Annotated in this window: 15 protein-coding genes and 1 tRNA gene; 11 read left to right on the top strand and 5 right to left on the bottom strand. The window is 61.5% G+C overall.

All coding sequences use genetic code 11. The features are described 5' to 3' along the window. Positions 1 to 43 precede the first annotated feature (43 nt). The 5 genes from ACK3SC_RS09520 to ACK3SC_RS09500 all read left to right on the top strand — a co-directional run bounded on the left by ACK3SC_RS09520 (position 44) and on the right by ACK3SC_RS09500 (position 4,179). Positions 44 to 469 carry a DCC1-like thiol-disulfide oxidoreductase family protein gene (locus tag ACK3SC_RS09520; RefSeq protein WP_416839878.1) on the top strand — a complete coding sequence of 142 codons (426 nt, stop codon included), beginning with the start codon at positions 44 to 46 and terminating at the stop codon, positions 467 to 469. Positions 470 to 490: 21 nt separating this feature from the next. After that, complete coding sequence (locus tag ACK3SC_RS09515; RefSeq protein ID WP_416839877.1) at positions 491 to 967, top strand: GIY-YIG nuclease family protein; 477 nt, start codon at positions 491 to 493, stop codon at positions 965 to 967. A 238-nt stretch (positions 968 to 1,205) separates the two neighbouring features. Further along, positions 1,206 to 1,997, top strand: coding sequence for a helix-turn-helix transcriptional regulator (locus ACK3SC_RS09510; protein ID WP_416839876.1), 792 nt, complete (start codon positions 1,206 to 1,208; stop codon positions 1,995 to 1,997). A gap of 130 nt (positions 1,998 to 2,127) precedes the next feature. After that, positions 2,128 to 3,276: a pyridoxal phosphate-dependent aminotransferase gene (locus tag ACK3SC_RS09505; protein WP_416839875.1), complete on the top strand. Its 1,149-nt coding sequence runs from the start codon at positions 2,128 to 2,130 to the stop codon at positions 3,274 to 3,276. A gap of 174 nt (positions 3,277 to 3,450) precedes the next feature. Next, on the top strand, positions 3,451 to 4,179 hold the full coding sequence (locus tag ACK3SC_RS09500; RefSeq protein ID WP_416839874.1) for a hypothetical protein: 729 nt from the start codon (positions 3,451 to 3,453) through the stop codon (positions 4,177 to 4,179). A gap of 50 nt (positions 4,180 to 4,229) precedes the next feature. Here the strand turns inward: ACK3SC_RS09500 and ACK3SC_RS09495 are convergent, their stop codons facing one another. Next, a complete protein-coding gene (locus ACK3SC_RS09495) occupies positions 4,230 to 4,610 on the bottom strand; it encodes a hypothetical protein (RefSeq protein WP_416839873.1) in 381 nt (126 codons plus the stop codon). A 239-nt stretch (positions 4,611 to 4,849) separates the two neighbouring features. Continuing rightward, a complete protein-coding gene (locus ACK3SC_RS09490) occupies positions 4,850 to 7,927 on the bottom strand; it encodes an FAD-binding and (Fe-S)-binding domain-containing protein (protein ID WP_416839872.1) in 3,078 nt (1,025 codons plus the stop codon). Between the two features lie 156 nt (positions 7,928 to 8,083). Between ACK3SC_RS09490 and ACK3SC_RS09485 the strand changes: the two genes are divergently transcribed. The 3 genes from ACK3SC_RS09485 to ACK3SC_RS09475 all read left to right on the top strand — a co-directional run bounded on the left by ACK3SC_RS09485 (position 8,084) and on the right by ACK3SC_RS09475 (position 11,212). Next, a complete protein-coding gene (locus ACK3SC_RS09485; RefSeq protein ID WP_416839871.1) occupies positions 8,084 to 8,587 on the top strand; it encodes an LUD domain-containing protein in 504 nt (167 codons plus the stop codon). Next, positions 8,580 to 10,781, top strand: a complete 2,202-nt coding sequence (locus tag ACK3SC_RS09480) for an LUD domain-containing protein (RefSeq protein ID WP_416839870.1) — start codon at positions 8,580 to 8,582, stop codon at positions 10,779 to 10,781. The genes ACK3SC_RS09485 and ACK3SC_RS09480 overlap by 8 nt, the downstream gene beginning before the upstream one ends. Before the next feature lie 137 nt (positions 10,782 to 10,918). Further along, complete coding sequence (locus ACK3SC_RS09475; RefSeq protein ID WP_416839869.1) at positions 10,919 to 11,212, top strand: PRC-barrel domain-containing protein; 294 nt, start codon at positions 10,919 to 10,921, stop codon at positions 11,210 to 11,212. A gap of 31 nt (positions 11,213 to 11,243) precedes the next feature. Here ACK3SC_RS09475 and ACK3SC_RS09470 read toward each other — a convergent pair whose 3' ends face one another. Beyond that, entirely contained in the window at positions 11,244 to 12,701 is a 1,458-nt protein-coding gene (locus tag ACK3SC_RS09470; protein ID WP_416839868.1) for a DHH family phosphoesterase, read from the bottom strand. A 133-nt stretch (positions 12,702 to 12,834) separates the two neighbouring features. Here ACK3SC_RS09470 and ACK3SC_RS09465 point away from each other — a divergent pair. Next, positions 12,835 to 12,908 (top strand) — tRNA-Lys (locus tag ACK3SC_RS09465). A gap of 110 nt (positions 12,909 to 13,018) precedes the next feature. Continuing rightward, a complete protein-coding gene (locus ACK3SC_RS09460; protein ID WP_416839867.1) occupies positions 13,019 to 13,249 on the top strand; it encodes a hypothetical protein in 231 nt (76 codons plus the stop codon). On the opposite strand, the gene ACK3SC_RS09455 is transcribed toward ACK3SC_RS09460, so the two are convergent. After that, positions 13,250 to 13,498, bottom strand: coding sequence for a hypothetical protein (locus ACK3SC_RS09455; protein WP_416839866.1), 249 nt, complete (start codon positions 13,496 to 13,498; stop codon positions 13,250 to 13,252). Positions 13,499 to 13,689: 191 nt separating this feature from the next. Between ACK3SC_RS09455 and ACK3SC_RS09450 the strand changes: the two genes are divergently transcribed. After that, positions 13,690 to 14,997 carry an MFS transporter gene (locus ACK3SC_RS09450; protein ID WP_416839865.1) on the top strand — a complete coding sequence of 436 codons (1,308 nt, stop codon included), beginning with the start codon at positions 13,690 to 13,692 and terminating at the stop codon, positions 14,995 to 14,997. A 69-nt stretch (positions 14,998 to 15,066) separates the two neighbouring features. Here the strand turns inward: ACK3SC_RS09450 and ACK3SC_RS09445 are convergent, their stop codons facing one another. Next, a complete protein-coding gene (locus ACK3SC_RS09445; RefSeq protein WP_416839864.1) occupies positions 15,067 to 16,038 on the bottom strand; it encodes an NAD-dependent epimerase/dehydratase family protein in 972 nt (323 codons plus the stop codon). Between the last annotated feature and the right edge of the window lie 125 nt (positions 16,039 to 16,163).

The raw sequence follows: 16,163 nt of genomic DNA, 5'->3' as shown, positions 1-16,163 counted from the left end.
GGTCGCCGCGCAGTTTTTGTTCGTCGCGTGCCGACGAAACGATATGGACGTAGACGCCGTCCTCATCTACGACGGTGAGTGCCCATACTGCTCTCTCGCTGCGATTGCGTTGAAAAAACTCGACGACGTGGAGGCGATTTCGTGGTACGACGACGCCGCACAGGCGTTCTTGGAAGCCCAGTTCGACGAGGTACCCTTCGCCATGGTTCTCGCAGACCGCGCTGAGAATCGCGTGTATGCTGGCCGCGCCGCAGCGGAGGAACTCGCCGAGCGAGCAGGGATGCCCGGACTCGTCGGCAGTCTCGTCCGCGACAACTACGAGACGATTGCCCGTGCGGTCGGCGTCGCCAGTGGGCGCGGCCGCGACCCGGACGACGTGCACAGTCGATACCCGATGCGCGCCGACGCGCTCGACGTCTTCGACACACTCGCGAGCCACGCCGAACCGAAGCCCGCCGGACTTTCGTAGGCTTCTCCCGAACCGAGAGTCGTGACTGTTCACTCGATTTCTCCCGACGTGCTCGGTACCGAAGACGACCCACTGAAACTCGGCACGCAGTCGCCACGTGGGACCTACGCACTCGTCTATCGTGTCCCCGAAATCACGGCCGAAGTCGGTGCCCTCGGAACGTTCGACCTCGAAGCTGGTGGGTACGTCTACGTGGGGAGTGCCTTCGGGAGCGGCGGGCTTCGTCGAGTACTCAGGCATCGGCGCGTCGCGGCCGGAGAACACGATGCCCGTCACTGGCACGTCGATTACCTCGGCGGGTATCCAGCAGTCGAACTCGACCACGCAGTCTGTGTCGTCGGCACCGACGTGGAGTGTGCTGTCGCCGATTCACTCGGTACTGCTGCGCTGTCTGGATTCGGGTCGTCGGACTGTGACTGTGAGGCGCATCTCACACGGTTCGAAGATGTCGAGACAGCGTCGTCACTCGTCGAGGCAGTAGTTCGTCTGAAAAGTTGAAGGGGGAAGTCCTGTCCCCCCTCGATAGCCCAAACCGGACCGGGCACCCCGGTTGAGCATAGTAGCCGGTTGTCAGAGGCACCCCGGCGCACATACATAGACTCTCTACAGTCTTTACCTCACTCCTCGACTGGGCCGGTCACCATGTGAGTTTTAGTATATAAACATATGTTTTATTTATATATGTATGTGACTATTTTGCACCAATTTATATACTAACGCGTCCGTGTATACCGATATGGAGGCGTTCGACCCAGGCGACGTGTCCGAGGTGCTCAAGTCGAGGGGGCCGATTCTCGCTGCGCTGTCGGTCGAAGAGAAAACACCTGCCGAATTGGCGGCCGAACTCTCCGTTTCGCGGTCCACGATCGACCGTGGACTTCGTGAACTCGAACGTTCGGGGTTCGTCGAGGTGGTCGACGGCACCGCTCGGGCGACGCTCTTCGGCCGGTTGGCTCTCGAATCGTACGCAGATCTCGTTGGGCAGTTAGCGGAAATTGACAGCGCCGCAGACGCGTTCGAATCGTTGCCGGCCGACACGCAGTTCGACCCGGTGATGGTAGACGGCAGTCGGTCCGTCGTCGCAGAGACCGCTGACGACGAACGCCCACTCGACCGACTGACCTCGTTTTTCGACCGAGCAACGGCGATTCGTGGGTGTGTTCGAACGGCTGCGCAACCGCAAATCGAGACATTCTCCAGACGCATCGTCGACGACGACATTGCAGTGAGTCTCGTGGCCACTTCTGCGCTCGTCGAACAACTCATCACCGAGCACCGACCGCAACTCGTCACGCTCCTCGGCACCGGTTCGTTCTCGCTGCGTTCTATCGACTCGCTTCCGTACTCGCTTTTCGTCGTCGAACTCCCGACCGGTCCAGTGGCACTCCTCGTCACCTATCGGTCTGGGCGCATCTTCAGCGTCGTTTCCAACGACTCATCTGCGGCAGTGGCCTGGACACAGACACAACTCGACCGATGGTGGAGTGCGTCGGAGTCACTTCCGCTCTCCCCGCCGACAGACGAGTGACGACACACGACCGCTGACCACCACCGAGACGACACACGACCGCTGACCACCACCGAAATTCGTCCTGTCGCAGTGCGCCACGCCCAACGTGCACCCAACGACTTACCATGGGGGGGTCGAACTGTGTGCAATGACGACGACGTTTCCGCCTATCCCCTACCTCGAGTGGATTGTCGGGCGTACCGACGATGCGACGTACGACCTCGCGACGAGCGACCTGTGCGTGTCGGGTGACGGCGATGAAATCGTTCCACCTGTTCTCGACGGCCTGCCTGCTCCCGAAGACGAAACTGAGACGCTCGAACAGCATCTCGCCGCTCGGTACGACGTTCCCGAGTCGTGCGTTCTCGTCACGGCAGGGGCGTCGAGTGCGAACTTCCTCGCCGCCAGTGCGTTACTGGGCGACTACGAGGCCGACGCCGCCGCCACGAGTGACGAAGACGACAGCGACGAGGAGAGCCGACCGCGACCGCAAGTTCTCGCAGAGAAACCGGGATACCAACCGCTGGGTGCCGTTCCGGAAGCGCTGGATGCGCGCGTGGACCGATTCGTTCGCCCACCGGAGTACGACTACGACATCGAACCCGACCGAATCACCGCTGCAGCATCCGACTCGTTCGCCTACGCCATCGTCACGAACCGACACAACCCATCTGGTCGCCTCGCGTCGCGTGCCGAACTCGCAGAGATGGCACGAGTGACGGCAGATGCTGGTGGTCACCTTCTCGTCGACGAAGTGTACGCACCGTTCGTCGACCCGGCACGGGACGGGCCGTTCGGCGGTGTCTCTGCAGCAGGACTCCCGAACGTCGTCACGCTCGGGTCGCTGACGAAATTCTACGGACTTGGTGGCCTCCGAATTGGGTGGATTATCGCCGGCACAGAACTCATCGACCGGGCGCAGACTGTGTCGAGATATCTTCCAACGGTTGCCGAACCCAGTCGGAACCTCGCTCGCCGTGCGCTCCACAACGGCGAGACGATCGAGACTGCCGCCCGCGAGCGAGTCTCGAAGAATCACGAGCAGTTGGCGACGTTCGTCGCAGACCGACCGATGCTCTCGGGGCGAGTTCACGCAGGCGGGACGTTCGCGTTTCTCTCGCACGACGAACTCGATGGCGACGAAGTCGTCGATGCCGCGTGGGATGCTGGTGTACTGGTCGTTCCGGGCAGGTTCTTCGACGACCCCGAGTCGTTCAGAATCGCACTCGGCGGCACACCCGACGAGATGCAGGCGGCGCTCGACGTGTTCGGCGACGTACTGGACAGTCTGTCGTGACAGGCGTGGACTGCCCTCTGGTTCGACAGTACCCCTCAGCCATTATTTGGTTCGACAGCACCGCACTGTCGTTACACTCTCGAAAGCCAGAATCCAGAAATAGCGCTCTCAGAGGTCGGGAATCTGACTACGTTGCTAAGTAGCTACTCCGCGTCACTTCACACGTGAAATGTGATGAGTGACGTCAGAGTCTCTGCTGAAACACGACAACCCGATGCCTCCGACTCCGAACCCACGCCGAGGACGAACGCCACGCGCCGAATCGCCAGACTCGCTGGTGTCGCACTCGCGGGCGTCGCCTACTGGACGGTTGTCAGGCCTCGAATGATGAACTGGGGGGCGACGCCCACCGAAGTCCGGCGACCACTGGCCGGTGACGCCCTGCTTCCGGAACCCGACGCCGAATCGACGATGGCCATCAGCATCGACGCGCCACCCGAGGACATCTGGCCGTGGCTTCGACAACTCGGACAGGGGCGTGGCGGGTTCTACAGTTACGAGTGGGCAGAGAACCTCGTCGGTCTCGACATCCACAACGCCGACGAAATCATCGCCGAGTATCAAGCGATCTCGATTGGTGACCCGGTCCGACTCGGAACCCCCGAACGATATCCCGACGCAATCCTCGAAATCGCAGCCTTCAGTCCAGAACGAGCGCTCGTCCTTCAGACGCCGGGACGACCACCGCAGTGGGTCTGGTCGTTCGTCCTCGACCCGGTCTCCGAAACGGAGACTCGGCTCGTCGTGCGTTCGAGAATTCGGTTACCGAACAACCCGGTTGCTCGGGTCGCCAGCCAGTCGGTGCTCGACCCGGTGGCGTTCGTGATGACTCGCGGAATGCTCCGCGGGATCAAAGAACGGGTCGAATCCGTCGGTGACGAAAAACCGTTGCTCGACGTGTAACGTCTCTCGAGGCACAGCACGCAAAAACGGATGGATACCGGGCGTCAGAATCAGGTCGGGTTCGCGTGGCAGTTCTCGCCACTGTTCCGCGGTGCGTTCAGGTTCCCTTCGTCGATTTCGTTGTGAATCGAGTTCGCCTGGTCAGGGTGGTAGCTCTTTTCTCTGTACGGGTCACGCAGATTCGGGTTGTGGTCGAACGCGGTCTGCGACGCGACACTATCTTCCGGGTGGTCCGGGTCGTTGTCGAGGTACGGATAGTGCGGGGAGTCGTACAGATTGTCGGAGTTGCCCTGCCCCGGGATTATACACGCCGGATTGTGCGCTGCTGCCGGCCCGACGACGAGCATCATCGATGCCACCATCATCACCACCGTGAAGATGGCGATGCGTCGGCGGGAGCCGATGTGAGTGAGTATTGATAATACAGGCATTACAGAACTCACGACGACAGCGATGTGCTTTGTAACGAGTAAGTTATTCTGCAAAAACATCCTATTATTCTGATACACTTTCCAGAGACCAATCTAAAACCGAGTTAATAGTCATTCCCCGGTGAAGTTCAGGAAGTACGGAGGCTGAATTTTCATCGACACGAATCGAGATACAGCGTCGCGGTAGGATGGACTAATTCTGGGTTAACGGACAGTGTCTGCCCGTTTCACGAACTCGCCTACGATTCGAGTGCGCGAGCGAGCATCTCGACCGGATGTGGCGGTTCGTCGTCAACTCCCATATCTTCGAGTTGTGACCGGCAGGACGCACCGGGGGCGACGACGACGTCGCCCGGACTGTCCGCCACCTGGTCCGAGAGGATGTTCCCGATGGCCATCGACATGGAGTAGTGTTCGGCCTCGTAGCCGAACGACCCGGACATCCCACAGCACGTCGAGTCCAGTGGATCCACGTCGTAGCCTGCCCGCCGGAGGACGCCCACTGCGTGGTGGTCTTTCTTCGTGGATTTCTGGTGGCAGTGGCCGTGGTACGTCAGGTAGTCGCTCTGGGGCAGGAACGAGAGTGACTCGTCCAGTCGGAACGTGTCGAAGAACTCCATGATACCGTAGGAGTTGGCGGCGACTGCCTCCACGTCGTCACCGGAGAGCAAGTCGAGATAGTCGGACTGGAACATCACGGCGTCAGAGGGTTCACAGAGGACGATATCCCACCCTTCTTCCACGTAGGGGGTGAGCACGTCGACGTTCTGCCTCGCGTCGGCCCGCGCCTCGTCGAGGAAGCCTTTCGAGTGTGGCGGTCGGCCGGACCCGGCGACACCGTCGGGGATACGGACGTGAACGTTCGCTGCTTCGAGCGCTTCGACAGCGGCTTTCCCGACTTCTGGATGGTTGTAGTTCGTGTAGGTGTCGGGGAACAACAGCACCTTCCGCTCGGCTTGTTGCTCTGCGACCTGTGTCGCGTCGCGGGATTCGAACCACTCGACGAAACTCGTCCCGTGGAACTTCGGAAGCGTGCGCTCTTTGGCGATGCCGATGGTCTTCTCCATCACCGTTCGCGCACCGGGCACCTTCGTCGCCGCGTTCGCGACCGGAGCGAACTTCGACCCGAGTGCAGACAGCGAGTCGATGTTGGCGAATAGCTTGTCGCGGAGGCTCGACCCGTTTCGCTGGTGATATTCGTGCATCACCTCGGCTTTCATCTTCGCCATATCGACTTCGCTCGGGCAATCTTTCGAACAGCCCTTACACCCGACACAGAGGTCCAGTACCTCGTGGACGAACTCGTCTTCGAACATCTCGTCTTCGGGGAGGCCACCGCTCATCGCCTGTCGAAGCATGTTGGCGCGGCCGCGAGTCGCCTGAATCTCTTCTTCGGCAGCACGGAACGTCGGACACATGACGCCGCCGACAGTCGATTGCTGGCCTCTGCACCCGGCACATCCGTGACAGAGTTCGACCATGCCTTCGAACCCGTTTTCGTTGTCCCAGTTGAGCGCAGGGTCGAACCCGGCGTCGAAGTCGTAGTCGGGCGAAAACCGAAGGTTCTCGGTCATGTCGTAGTCGCCGCAGATGTTCCCCGGGTTGAGGAGCCAGTCGGGGTCGAACGCCGTCTTCAGGTCGCGGAAGACGTTCCAGAGGTGGTCGCCGTACAGTTTTCGGTTCCACTGCGTCCGCGCTCGGCCGTCACCGTGTTCGCCGGAGACGGACCCGCCGTACTTCACGACGAGGTCGGTCACTTCGTCGGCGATTGCTTCGAACGTCTGGACGCCCTCGACTGTCTTCGTGTTGATGAGTGGGCGAATGTGGAGGACGCCGGGCCCGGCGTGGGCGTAGTAGGACGCGAAGGTGCCGTAGTTGTCGAGAATGTCCTGAATATCAGAGACGAACGCAGGCAGGTTCGCTGCCGGAATCGCAGTGTCTTCGATGTACGCGATGTGTTTTTCGTCGGTCGTTCGTCCGAGGAGAATCGGCAGTCCCGACTTGCGCATCTTCCAGAACTTTGCGCGGGTGTCGGCGTCGTGAGCCTCCATGAAATCGGTCGCGACGTAGTCGTCGTCGGTCACGGATTCCGCCCCGTCTTCTGGGTCGAACTCGGTGTTGGTGGCGTCGGGAACTCGGTCTGCGACGAGGTTCGCAACCTTCTGTTTTCCGTCGTCGTCGGAGTCGGCGTAGAACTCCACGAGGAGCGTCGAGTCCGTGCCCTCGGGGAGCATTCCGACCACATCTGCGAACTCGGCCGTGTCGCGGGCGAGGTCGAGAAGCACGTCGTCCATGACTTCGACCGCCGCTGGTTCGTGTTCGAGGATGGGTGCAACGTCACGCAACGCGTCGATGACGTCGTCGTAGGTGAGCAACGCGACTGCTTTCGTCTCCGGAATCGGTTCGAGCGAGACAGTCGCCTTCGTGACGATAGCCAGCGTCCCTTCGCTCCCCGCGACGAGGCGACCGAGATTGACGTGTTCCGCCTCCCACTCGTCGTCGGTGCCGGTGTCGTCGGGCGTCCGACGCTCACCGCGCATCTCGTCGACGAGCATACCGAGGTTGTACCCAGAGACGTTCCGCTTCAGGTCTGGGTAGCGCTCGCTGATCTCGTCTGCTTCGTCGTCGAGTACCGAGACGACCTGTGCGTAGATTCGCTCTTCGAGCGTTCCCTCGGGGTCGGCGTTCTCGCGGAGTTCGTCGACGTGAATCTCGCCGAACGTCGTCACCGTCCCGTCCGAGAGCACGACTTCGAGTTCTTCGATGTAGTAGTCCGTCTTGCCGTACTTCAGCGAGTGCGACCCGGTCGAGTTGTTCCCGATAGCGCCACCGAGCGCCGAACGGTCGCCCCACGCCGGGTCGGGTGCGAACTTCAGGCCGTGCGAGGCCAACTGCTCGTTCAGTTCGCCGAGTCTGACGCCGACCTGTGCAGTTACCGTCTGCGCGTCGGCGTCGATGTCCGTGACGTCGCTCATGTGACGGACGAAGTCGAGGACGACTGCTTCGTTGACTGCCTGGCCGGCGAGACTCGTTCCACCGCCGCGCGGAAGAACCGGTATCTCCCGGTCGGCGCAGTACTCCATCACCGCCACTACGTCTGCCGTCGATTTCGGCATGACGACGCCAATGGGCATCTTCTCGTACACCGATGCGTCCGTGGCGTACAGTGTTCTCGTGTACGTGTCGAATCGCACTTCTCCCTCGACGATGGTTTCGAGGTCTTTGACCATCCCGGGGCGCTCTACGTCGTCGCTGGCGTAGTCGTAGTTTCCCTCATGTGATGGGTCGGTCGTCGCGTCGTGCGTATTGGATGCCATTGATTAGCTCTCTAGTAAGTCGATGTGTGTAAAACAATAAAGACACCTCGGGGTGGATTCGCACACGATCTCGCCGACGGTGGGGTGTGCACCCTCACTCAGTGTCGGTCGTCGACCACCCGAAGAACGATTACGACGACCCCGAAACCGCTACGTATGTCATCTGGTAGCGTTTCGACGTTCGAGGACTCCCTCGACCGACTCGAAGTGGGGTGGACACACACGTCGCCGTCCGAACTCGCCGCCGTCCTCCGTGAGGTCTGTACAGACCCGGTTGTCGGCGTCGAACTCTCGTCCGAAACCACTCCTCTCCCATCTTGGGTGAACACGAATCCCACTCCTGCCGAGCTTCGGGCAGCAAACACGGGCATCACGGGCGTCGGACTCGCGATTGCAGACTACGGGAGCGTCGTCGTGCAGAGCACACCCGCCGGCACCGAACCCGTGAGTCTGTTCGGTGACCGACACGTCGCCGTCCTCCACGAGTCGGATATCGTCCCCGGAATGCCCGAGGCGTTCGAGTGGTTCGGCGAGGAGTTCCGAACCGGACACGACTCCGCAATCATCGCAACTGGACCGAGCGCCACCGCAGACATGGGGGCACTGGTCACGGGTGCGCACGGCCCCAAAGACGTGCACGTGGTGATTCTCGATGAGTAAGTCGCGCGAAGCGAAAGCCGCGAAGATTCGCCAGTTGATGGAGACAGAAGGCGACGCCGTCGGGACGGGCACACGCGGATTCAACGACGGTCGGTACGAGGCAGTCCAATCACTCGACGACTACGAGGGGCTGAAAGCCGAGGCGCGAGCCATCAAGGAAGACGCAATCGACCGTCTCCCTGACCTCATCGACCAACTCCGAGAGACCGTCGAGGCCAATGGTGGGAGGGTATACATCGCGGACGACGCCGCGGACGCGAATCGCTACGTCCGAGAGGTGTGTGACGAAAAAGACGCAGAGCGCGTCATCAAGTCGAAGTCGATGACCTCCGAAGAAATCGAGGTCAACGGCGAACTCGAATCCGTCGGCATCGACGTCGTCGAGACGGACCTCGGTGAGTGGGTACTTCAGGTCGCCGACGAAGCGCCCTCGCACATCGTCGCTCCCGCCATCCACAAGTCGCGAGCAGGCATCGCCGACCTGTTCAACGAGACGTTCGACCCCGACGAACCGCTGGAGACGGCGGAAGAACTCACCATGTTCGCCCGCGAGTATCTCGGCGAACTCATCGAGGGCGCAGATGTGGGCATGACCGGTGCGAACTTCATCACTGCCGACACGGGGACGATAGCGCTCGTCACGTCCGAAGGGAACGCCCGGAAGACGGCCGTCGTTCCAGACACACACATCGCCGTCGCCGGCGTGGAGAAAGTCATTCCATCGGTCGAGGACCTCCACCCGTTCGTCGAACTCATCGGAAAGTCGGGAACGGGCCAGAACATCACCTCGTACATCTCGCTTCTGACGCCTCCCGTCGAATCGCCGACGGTCGATTTCTCCGACCCGGACACGCCGATTACCGAGACCGAGACGGACCGTGAGTTCCACCTCGTCCTCATCGACAACGGTCGGATGGCCATGCGCGACGACGACCAGTTGCGCGAGACGCTCTACTGCATCCGGTGTTCGGCGTGTTCGAACGTCTGCGCCAACTTCCAGCACGTCGGTGGCCACGCCTTCGGCGGCGAAACCTACTCTGGCGGTATCGGAACCGGGTGGGAAGCGGGCATCGAAGGTCTCGACACGGCGGCCGAGTTCAACGACCTCTGTACCGGGTGTAGTCGGTGTACCACCGCGTGCCCCGTTAACATCGACATTCCGTGGATAAACACCGTCGTCCGCGACAGAGTCAATCGCGGTGAGGTGTCCGAAGTCGATTGGCTCGTCGAAGGACTCACCCCAGACGAAGAACCCGGCGGTGTCAGCCTCCAGAAACGCTTCTTCGGCAACTTCGAGACGGCCGCGAAGGTCGGAAGCGCCTTCGCCCCCGTCTCCAACTGGGTCGCTCAGTCGTCTCTCTCGCGGAATCTGATGGAGCGCTTCCTCGGCATCGACGCTCGTCGCGACCTCCCTGCCTTCCAGCACGAGACACTGAACGACTGGTTCGACGCGCGCGACTCACAGGTCCAGAACCCGACACGAACTGCCGTCCTCTACCCCGACGTGTACACGAACCACGTACAGGTCGAACGCGGCAAGGCCGCCGTCCGCGTGCTCGAAGCGCTCGGCGTCGACGTGGTGGTTCCCGACGTTCGCTCGTCGGGTCGCGCCCCGCTCTCACAGGGGATGATTGCCACTGCTGAAGACCACGCGCACGACGTGTACGCCGGTCTCGCGGAGTATATCGACGAGGGGCGCGATATCGTCGTCATCGAACCATCCGACCTCGCGATGTTCGACGGCGAATACCAGAAGTTCCTGCCCGAGAAGTCGTTCCAGCGTCTCTCCGAACGCAGTTTCGAGGTGATGGAGTACGTCTACGGCCTGCTCGAAAACGGGGCGGACGCCGACGCGCTCAGACAGTCGGACAGCGACGAAATCGCCTACCACAGCCACTGCCAACAGCGCACACTCGGCCTCGAAGGATACACAGAGGCTGTTCTCTCGGACCTCGGCTACGACGTGGTCACTTCAGACGTTGAGTGCTGCGGCATGGCCGGGTCGTTCGGCTACAAGTCGGAGTATTACGAACTGAGCATGGACGTTGGCTCCGACCTGCAAGCGCAGTTCCAGACCGACGACACGCGAGAGAGAACCGTCGTCGCCAGCGGAACGTCGTGTCTCGAACAACTCGACTCGCTCCTCCGCCGCCCCACGCGCCACCCAGTCGAACTCGTCGCGCCGTCGCGGTAGGTCAGGCCAGTTCACGCCGTTTCCACGCCGGTTTTCACGCGTGGTTTCACTCGATGTCCGACGCCCGTCAGCCATGTGTCTGCGCCTCCTGCCGAACGCTACGAACTATTAAGACCCGGCATCCCAATTTGGCGGTTATGGACGGGACGCCCGAAGAGATTACGACGCTCGTAGGCCGTGAGGTCTACTCCAACAACGGTGTGTTCGTCGGTGAGGTCGAAGACGTTCGTCTCAACTTAGACCACGAGACGGTGACTGGCCTTGCACTGACGGCGCTGAACAACGAACTGTTCCGAAACCAAATCGAACCCGGAAAGGGTGTACTCATCCCGTATCGATGGGTCCGTGCGGTCGGTGACGTCATCCTCATCAACGACGTTATCGAGCGCCTGAAGAATCCAGAAGAAGACGAAGAGTCGCTCCTCGCCTGAGCTGTTTCGCCCGTTTCGCAGAACCGGCCGATTAACTCCCGTTTCCGCTCTCGCTGCCCTCTACGCCCATCGCCCGGAAGAGCTTGCGCTTTACCGCCTCTTCGGTCAGTTGTAACAGCGTGTCGCGGTTGTCGTCGTTCGACTCGATGCCGGTGAAGATACCGAGTGGAATCTCGACAGAGCCCTGTGTGGAGTGACCGCCCGCCTCGCCGATTCCGGTGAACGCGTCGCTCAGAATCTTCCCGATGTTCATGCGGATGTCTTTCGACCGAGCGGCGAGGTAGATGGTGTCGTCGGCGATGCCGAAGACGGCCGTCGTGGTGATACCTTCGAGATTCAGCAGGTGTTGGGCCGCCTGCGTGAGCGCGTCGCGGTCGCGGATGAATCCGGCGTTCGAGACGAGGTGCGAGCCCTGTACCTCTCGATTCTGGATTGCTTCGGCGAGCACGTCGAGCGTCTCGGGCGACATCGACGGCGACTCGACTTTCTCCAAGGTGTCGTGGTCGGCGAAGGGGTAGAGATACGCCGCCGCGGTCAGATCCGCTGGCGTCGTGTCACGCTTGAAGTCGAGCGTCTCGGCGCGGATGCCGTACAGGAGTGCGGTCGCAACGGCTTTCGAGGGACTGAGGTCGAACTCCTGGATGTACTTCGTGAGAATCGTCGAGGTCGACGAGACGTTCGGCCGAACGTCGGTAAACCGCGCGTCGATGCCTTCGTCGGGTTCGAAGTGGTCGATGAAGACCGTGATTTCGGCCGCACCGAGGTCGGGCAACCCGGATTTCATGTGGTCGACGAGCGCCACCGCGCCGTACTGTTCGAGTGGTTTCGCGTCAGACCGCGGGGTGAGTTCGATGCCGAGGATATTGACGAACGCCCGGTTCTCTTGATGGCCCATGTCGCCCGAGTAGAGGATGTCGGCTTCGATATCGTACTCTCGGGCGATTGCCTGCAGCGCAATCGCCGACGCGAGGGAGTCCGGGTCGGGGTTGTCGTGCGTCAGGATAGCCAACCCGTGTTCGGTTTCGCGCAGGATGTCGGCCAGTTGCCGAGCCTTGTACTCCAGTTCGCCGGATTCGACGCTTCGGAGTGCGGAGTCCGCGATGACCTCCGAGGGGTTGATGACCACGTCTGCACCGAGCGTCGTCAGTTCGTCTTCGGAGACGGGGTCCGACGCGCGGACGACGATGAACTGGTCGTCTCCCCGGTCGCGGATGGTCGAGACCGCGGCTTTGTTCGCTTCGACGTCGGACGAGAGGATGAGGATGACGTCCCGGTCCGCGACGACGTCCGCGAGTTCCGGTTCGGCGATATCGGTCGTCTGCGCGTTCAAATCCTGGTCACGCAGGGCCTCGACGCGGCTTTCGTCTTTGTCGAGGATGAGGACATCCTTTCCTTCGTCCGTCAGTTCTTCGGCCACGGCGTGCCCGACGCTCCCGCAACCGAGAATCGCGTACGTGGACATCGAAGAGACACTGACCCCTGCACTCATTGTTGCCCGCTACTCGGCTAGGGCGACACTTAACACCCACCGTTTGTCACCACGCTGTGCGTGTGTGCCTCCCTGCCGTCGTCGTACAGAAAGGAAAGTCATTTTACCTACCATGGGTTACGAGAGGTTGCAAGGGCCGGTAGCTCAGTTAGGCAGAGCGTCTGACTCTTAATCAGACGGTCGCGTGTTCAAATCGCGTCCGGCCCACTACCTTCCTTCCGACGCAACTCGATGACTGGTGAGTCTCCCCGTGCGTGCCGAGCGATTCGTCTCTCACTGCCGGACCACTTATCCCCCATTACAGAGAGCGACAGTACATGAACCAGAGCGACCGGACCGAACTCGTCCTCGTCGGTATCACGCTCCTCGTGGCGGTGGTCGGAGGACTCGCAATCGGCGTGCGGGACCACGTCGACCCGGACCAGTTCGTCGCGTCGCTCACACCAGACTTTGGGGTTCTCTTCGGTGCTGACGTCGTCGGAGGCGCAGTGCTCGTCGTACTGTTCCTCGCCCTCGTTACGGGAGCAAAAATGTTTCTCGGGCCCTGATTATCCGAAGACGACCCACGCGTTACCGCGCCCCGGTGAGTGCGTCATCTGGAGGGGCATCTCCATCCCGACTCGTGCCTGTTCGAGTCGGTCGTGAATGTGCAGTGACGTGTACTCCACCATCGTTCTGAGTTCACCGGTTTCGACGACACGAACCATCATCGCGCCGTGGTCGTTCATCTCTCGCTCGATTCTGACCATTCGTGTTTCGGCACCCTCTGCCAGCGGGTTGCTGCCGTACTGTGCCATGGTAACATATGGGTTGGACACCTCAAAAACCGAATCCCTACTATCATCGGCATTTCACGTATCACGGGACGGTTCGGCGTGCTGGACGGTCCGCTCGGGTGTGGTCGTTTGTGAGTCTCTCATCGGAGGGAGTGGTGTCTGACTGTCATCCATTTCGGAACTTCTTTTCGGTACTTGCTCGGAGTGCCCACATGGACCGCACCCGTCTCAGATTTTGGGCCCTCTATCTCACCCGTTTTGCCGGCGGGTTCGGGTTCATCACACTCGTGACCCTCCTTCCGAAGTACATCAACGAACTCGACCCGACGGCGGTGGTGTTGCCTGAACTCGCTCTCGGGAGTCTGGTTCTCGGCGGACTCACGCTCTCGAAGGGGTTCGTCATCGGCATGTACACGACTGGGTTCACGCTCGCACAGACCGTCGCCGTCGTCCCACTCGCGTGGGCCGGCGATAGATACGACAAGCGCCTCGTCCTCGCGGGAACCGTCGGACTCGGTGCGGTCGTCTACGCGCTCTTTCCACTCGTCGATTCGAGTCTCTCGTTCGTCGTCGCTCGCGCGGCACAGGGAATTGCGGTGACGGGTGCAGGACTGATGTCGCTCGCCCTGGTTGGAGAGCTCGCTCGCGAGGGAACACGTGCGAACCACATCGGGAAGGCGAACGCCGCGAGATTCGCCGCATCTATCCTCGGAAGTCTCAGTGCCGGATTCCTCTACGACGCCTTCGGATTCACGCCGGTCTTCGTCGTCATCACCGTCCTCTTGACCATCGCCGTCGTCGCTATCTGGGTGTTTCTCCCCCCGGACGAGACGACTGTCCACGGCTTTCCATTCACGAACCTCGCGCTCAACGAGCGCATCTTGACGATGGCGACGTTCCGTGTGCAGTACTCCGTCGCCGTCACGCTCGTTCGGACGTGGGTGCCGATTTACGCCGGTGTCTCGGCGGCGTCGGGTGGCCTCGCCTACGGTGGGATCGCTGTCGCTGCTACCGTCGTCGCGGAGAAGTTCACCAACATGCTCTGTCAACCGTACACTGGCCGAATCTCCGACGAGTACGGTCGCGCACGGTTCGTCTTCGTCGGTGGCGGCCTCTACGGCCTCATCGCACTCGCGGTTCCGTTCTCGCCGGCGATTGGTGAAGCGCTTGCACTCCCCGAGGCATTCCCGATTCTCGGTCCGCTCTCTCCTGCATTTCTCCCACTAGTCGGGCTTGCAGGGCTTCTCGGTATCGCCGACAGTCTCCGCGAACCCGCGAGCATGGCACTGTTCGCCGACGAGGGAACCGGCGGTTCAGGCGTCGCCAGCAGTTTCGGGATTCGCGAACTCCTCTGGCGTCCGGGGAGCGTCGTTGCCCCACTCCTCGGGGGCTACCTCATGACCGACGTGGGGATGGAGTGGGTGTTCTACGTCGGCGGCGCGTCCGCTATCACCGGTGTCCTCGCGTTCCTTGGCGTCCTCCTGTGGTCTCACGGAACGGGTGCGCTGACGCAGTGGTGAGCGTCACCCCCTGTCCACTGAACTTAAAATAGAAACTAGCTACCGCACACGCGATTTTCCGGCACCCTACTACTCGCTTGAGTCGACTTCGCCGGCCTCGATTAGGGCCTCGACCGCCTCCCGGGTCGCTTCGAGCGAGGTGTACCGCGGTTCGTATCCGAGTCTCTCGCGCGCTTTCTCGATACTCGCGTTTGGACTGTAGCGGATGTGTTCTTCGGTCATCTCGGCATCCTCGTCGTCGTATTCGGGCCGGTCGGCCCACTCGTCGAACGGCAGGTACGTGAGGTCAGCGTCTCGTCCGAACCAACCGGCGACGGCCTCGGCGTAGCCACGGAGGGTGAGCGCTCGTGGCGAGACGACGTGGAAGCTCTCGCCAACGGCTGCTGACCAGTTCTCGAGCGCACGCTGAAAGCCCTGGGCTACGTCGTCGGCGTGGACGTGATGGACGGTTTCGAGACCGAAGTTGGGGAGCGCGACTTCTTCACCTCGCGCGAGCCGCGAGAACACATCGGTGTCGAAGTTGCCCGCCGGATTGAGGGGCTCCCAGCCGGGACCCACGATGTGTCCGGGGTGAAGGACGGTCGCTGGGAAGTCGTTCCGTCGTGCTTCATCGAGCAGGTACGCCTCGATCTCGGATTTCTTTCGTCCGTACTCGCCGAGTGGCCGGCGCGTGCGAGGGGCATCCTCGGTCGTGGGGACGACGTCGCTGGGACCGTGGACCCAGATTGTCCCACAGTGCAGCAGGTGTTGGACTTCGCCGCGTAGCGACTCGACGAGCGCTTCGGCGCTCTCCGGTTCAAAGCAGATCAGGTCGACAACGGCGTCCGGGTCGGTGGCCGCGATTGCCTCGCCGAACTCACCCATCTCCTCGGCGGCTTCACGGTCGAGCGTAACCGACTCGACATCGGTCCACGCGCTATCGCTTTGGTAGGGTTCTCGCTCTCCTCGACTGACTGCGACGACCTCGTGTCCGGCCCGCACCAGTCGCGGCACCAGGTAGGTGCCGATGTGTCCGGTAGCTCCAATGACCGTTACTCGCATGAGTAGCGATATCACACGTCCTCGCGAAAAGGATTAGGATACCGGAGTGACTCGACACGTATCCGGACGGTCCGCGTCTCGTATCCACGGTGCTCGATGGCGCAGTCGGTGCGCTCGTCATCACT

The organism is Haloferax sp. DFSO52 (genome assembly GCF_048158745.1).
Classification (GTDB): domain Archaea; phylum Halobacteriota; class Halobacteria; order Halobacteriales; family Haloferacaceae; genus Haloferax.
This window is presented reverse-complemented; position numbering and strand designations above follow the sequence as displayed.

Excerpts from the sequence above, each read along its gene's own strand:
- ACK3SC_RS09460 (WP_416839867.1), top strand. The coding sequence starts at position 13,019 with ATGAACCAGAGCGACCGGACCGAACTCGTCCTCGTCGGTATCACGCTC.
- ACK3SC_RS09475 (WP_416839869.1), top strand. The coding sequence starts at position 10,919 with ATGGACGGGACGCCCGAAGAGATTACGACGCTCGTAGGCCGTGAGGTC.
- ACK3SC_RS09445 (WP_416839864.1), bottom strand. The coding sequence starts at position 16,038 with ATGCGAGTAACGGTCATTGGAGCTACCGGACACATCGGCACCTACCTG.
- ACK3SC_RS09450 (WP_416839865.1), top strand. The coding sequence starts at position 13,690 with ATGGACCGCACCCGTCTCAGATTTTGGGCCCTCTATCTCACCCGTTTT.
- ACK3SC_RS09480 (WP_416839870.1), top strand. The coding sequence starts at position 8,580 with ATGAGTAAGTCGCGCGAAGCGAAAGCCGCGAAGATTCGCCAGTTGATG.
- ACK3SC_RS09485 (WP_416839871.1), top strand. The coding sequence starts at position 8,084 with ATGTCATCTGGTAGCGTTTCGACGTTCGAGGACTCCCTCGACCGACTC.
- ACK3SC_RS09490 (WP_416839872.1), bottom strand. The coding sequence starts at position 7,927 with ATGGCATCCAATACGCACGACGCGACGACCGACCCATCACATGAGGGA.
- ACK3SC_RS09455 (WP_416839866.1), bottom strand. The coding sequence starts at position 13,498 with ATGGCACAGTACGGCAGCAACCCGCTGGCAGAGGGTGCCGAAACACGA.
- ACK3SC_RS09500 (WP_416839874.1), top strand. The coding sequence starts at position 3,451 with ATGAGTGACGTCAGAGTCTCTGCTGAAACACGACAACCCGATGCCTCC.
- ACK3SC_RS09520 (WP_416839878.1), top strand. The coding sequence starts at position 44 with ATGGACGTAGACGCCGTCCTCATCTACGACGGTGAGTGCCCATACTGC.
- ACK3SC_RS09505 (WP_416839875.1), top strand. The coding sequence starts at position 2,128 with ATGACGACGACGTTTCCGCCTATCCCCTACCTCGAGTGGATTGTCGGG.
- ACK3SC_RS09470 (WP_416839868.1), bottom strand. The coding sequence starts at position 12,701 with ATGAGTGCAGGGGTCAGTGTCTCTTCGATGTCCACGTACGCGATTCTC.
- ACK3SC_RS09510 (WP_416839876.1), top strand. The coding sequence starts at position 1,206 with ATGGAGGCGTTCGACCCAGGCGACGTGTCCGAGGTGCTCAAGTCGAGG.
- ACK3SC_RS09495 (WP_416839873.1), bottom strand. The coding sequence starts at position 4,610 with ATGCCTGTATTATCAATACTCACTCACATCGGCTCCCGCCGACGCATC.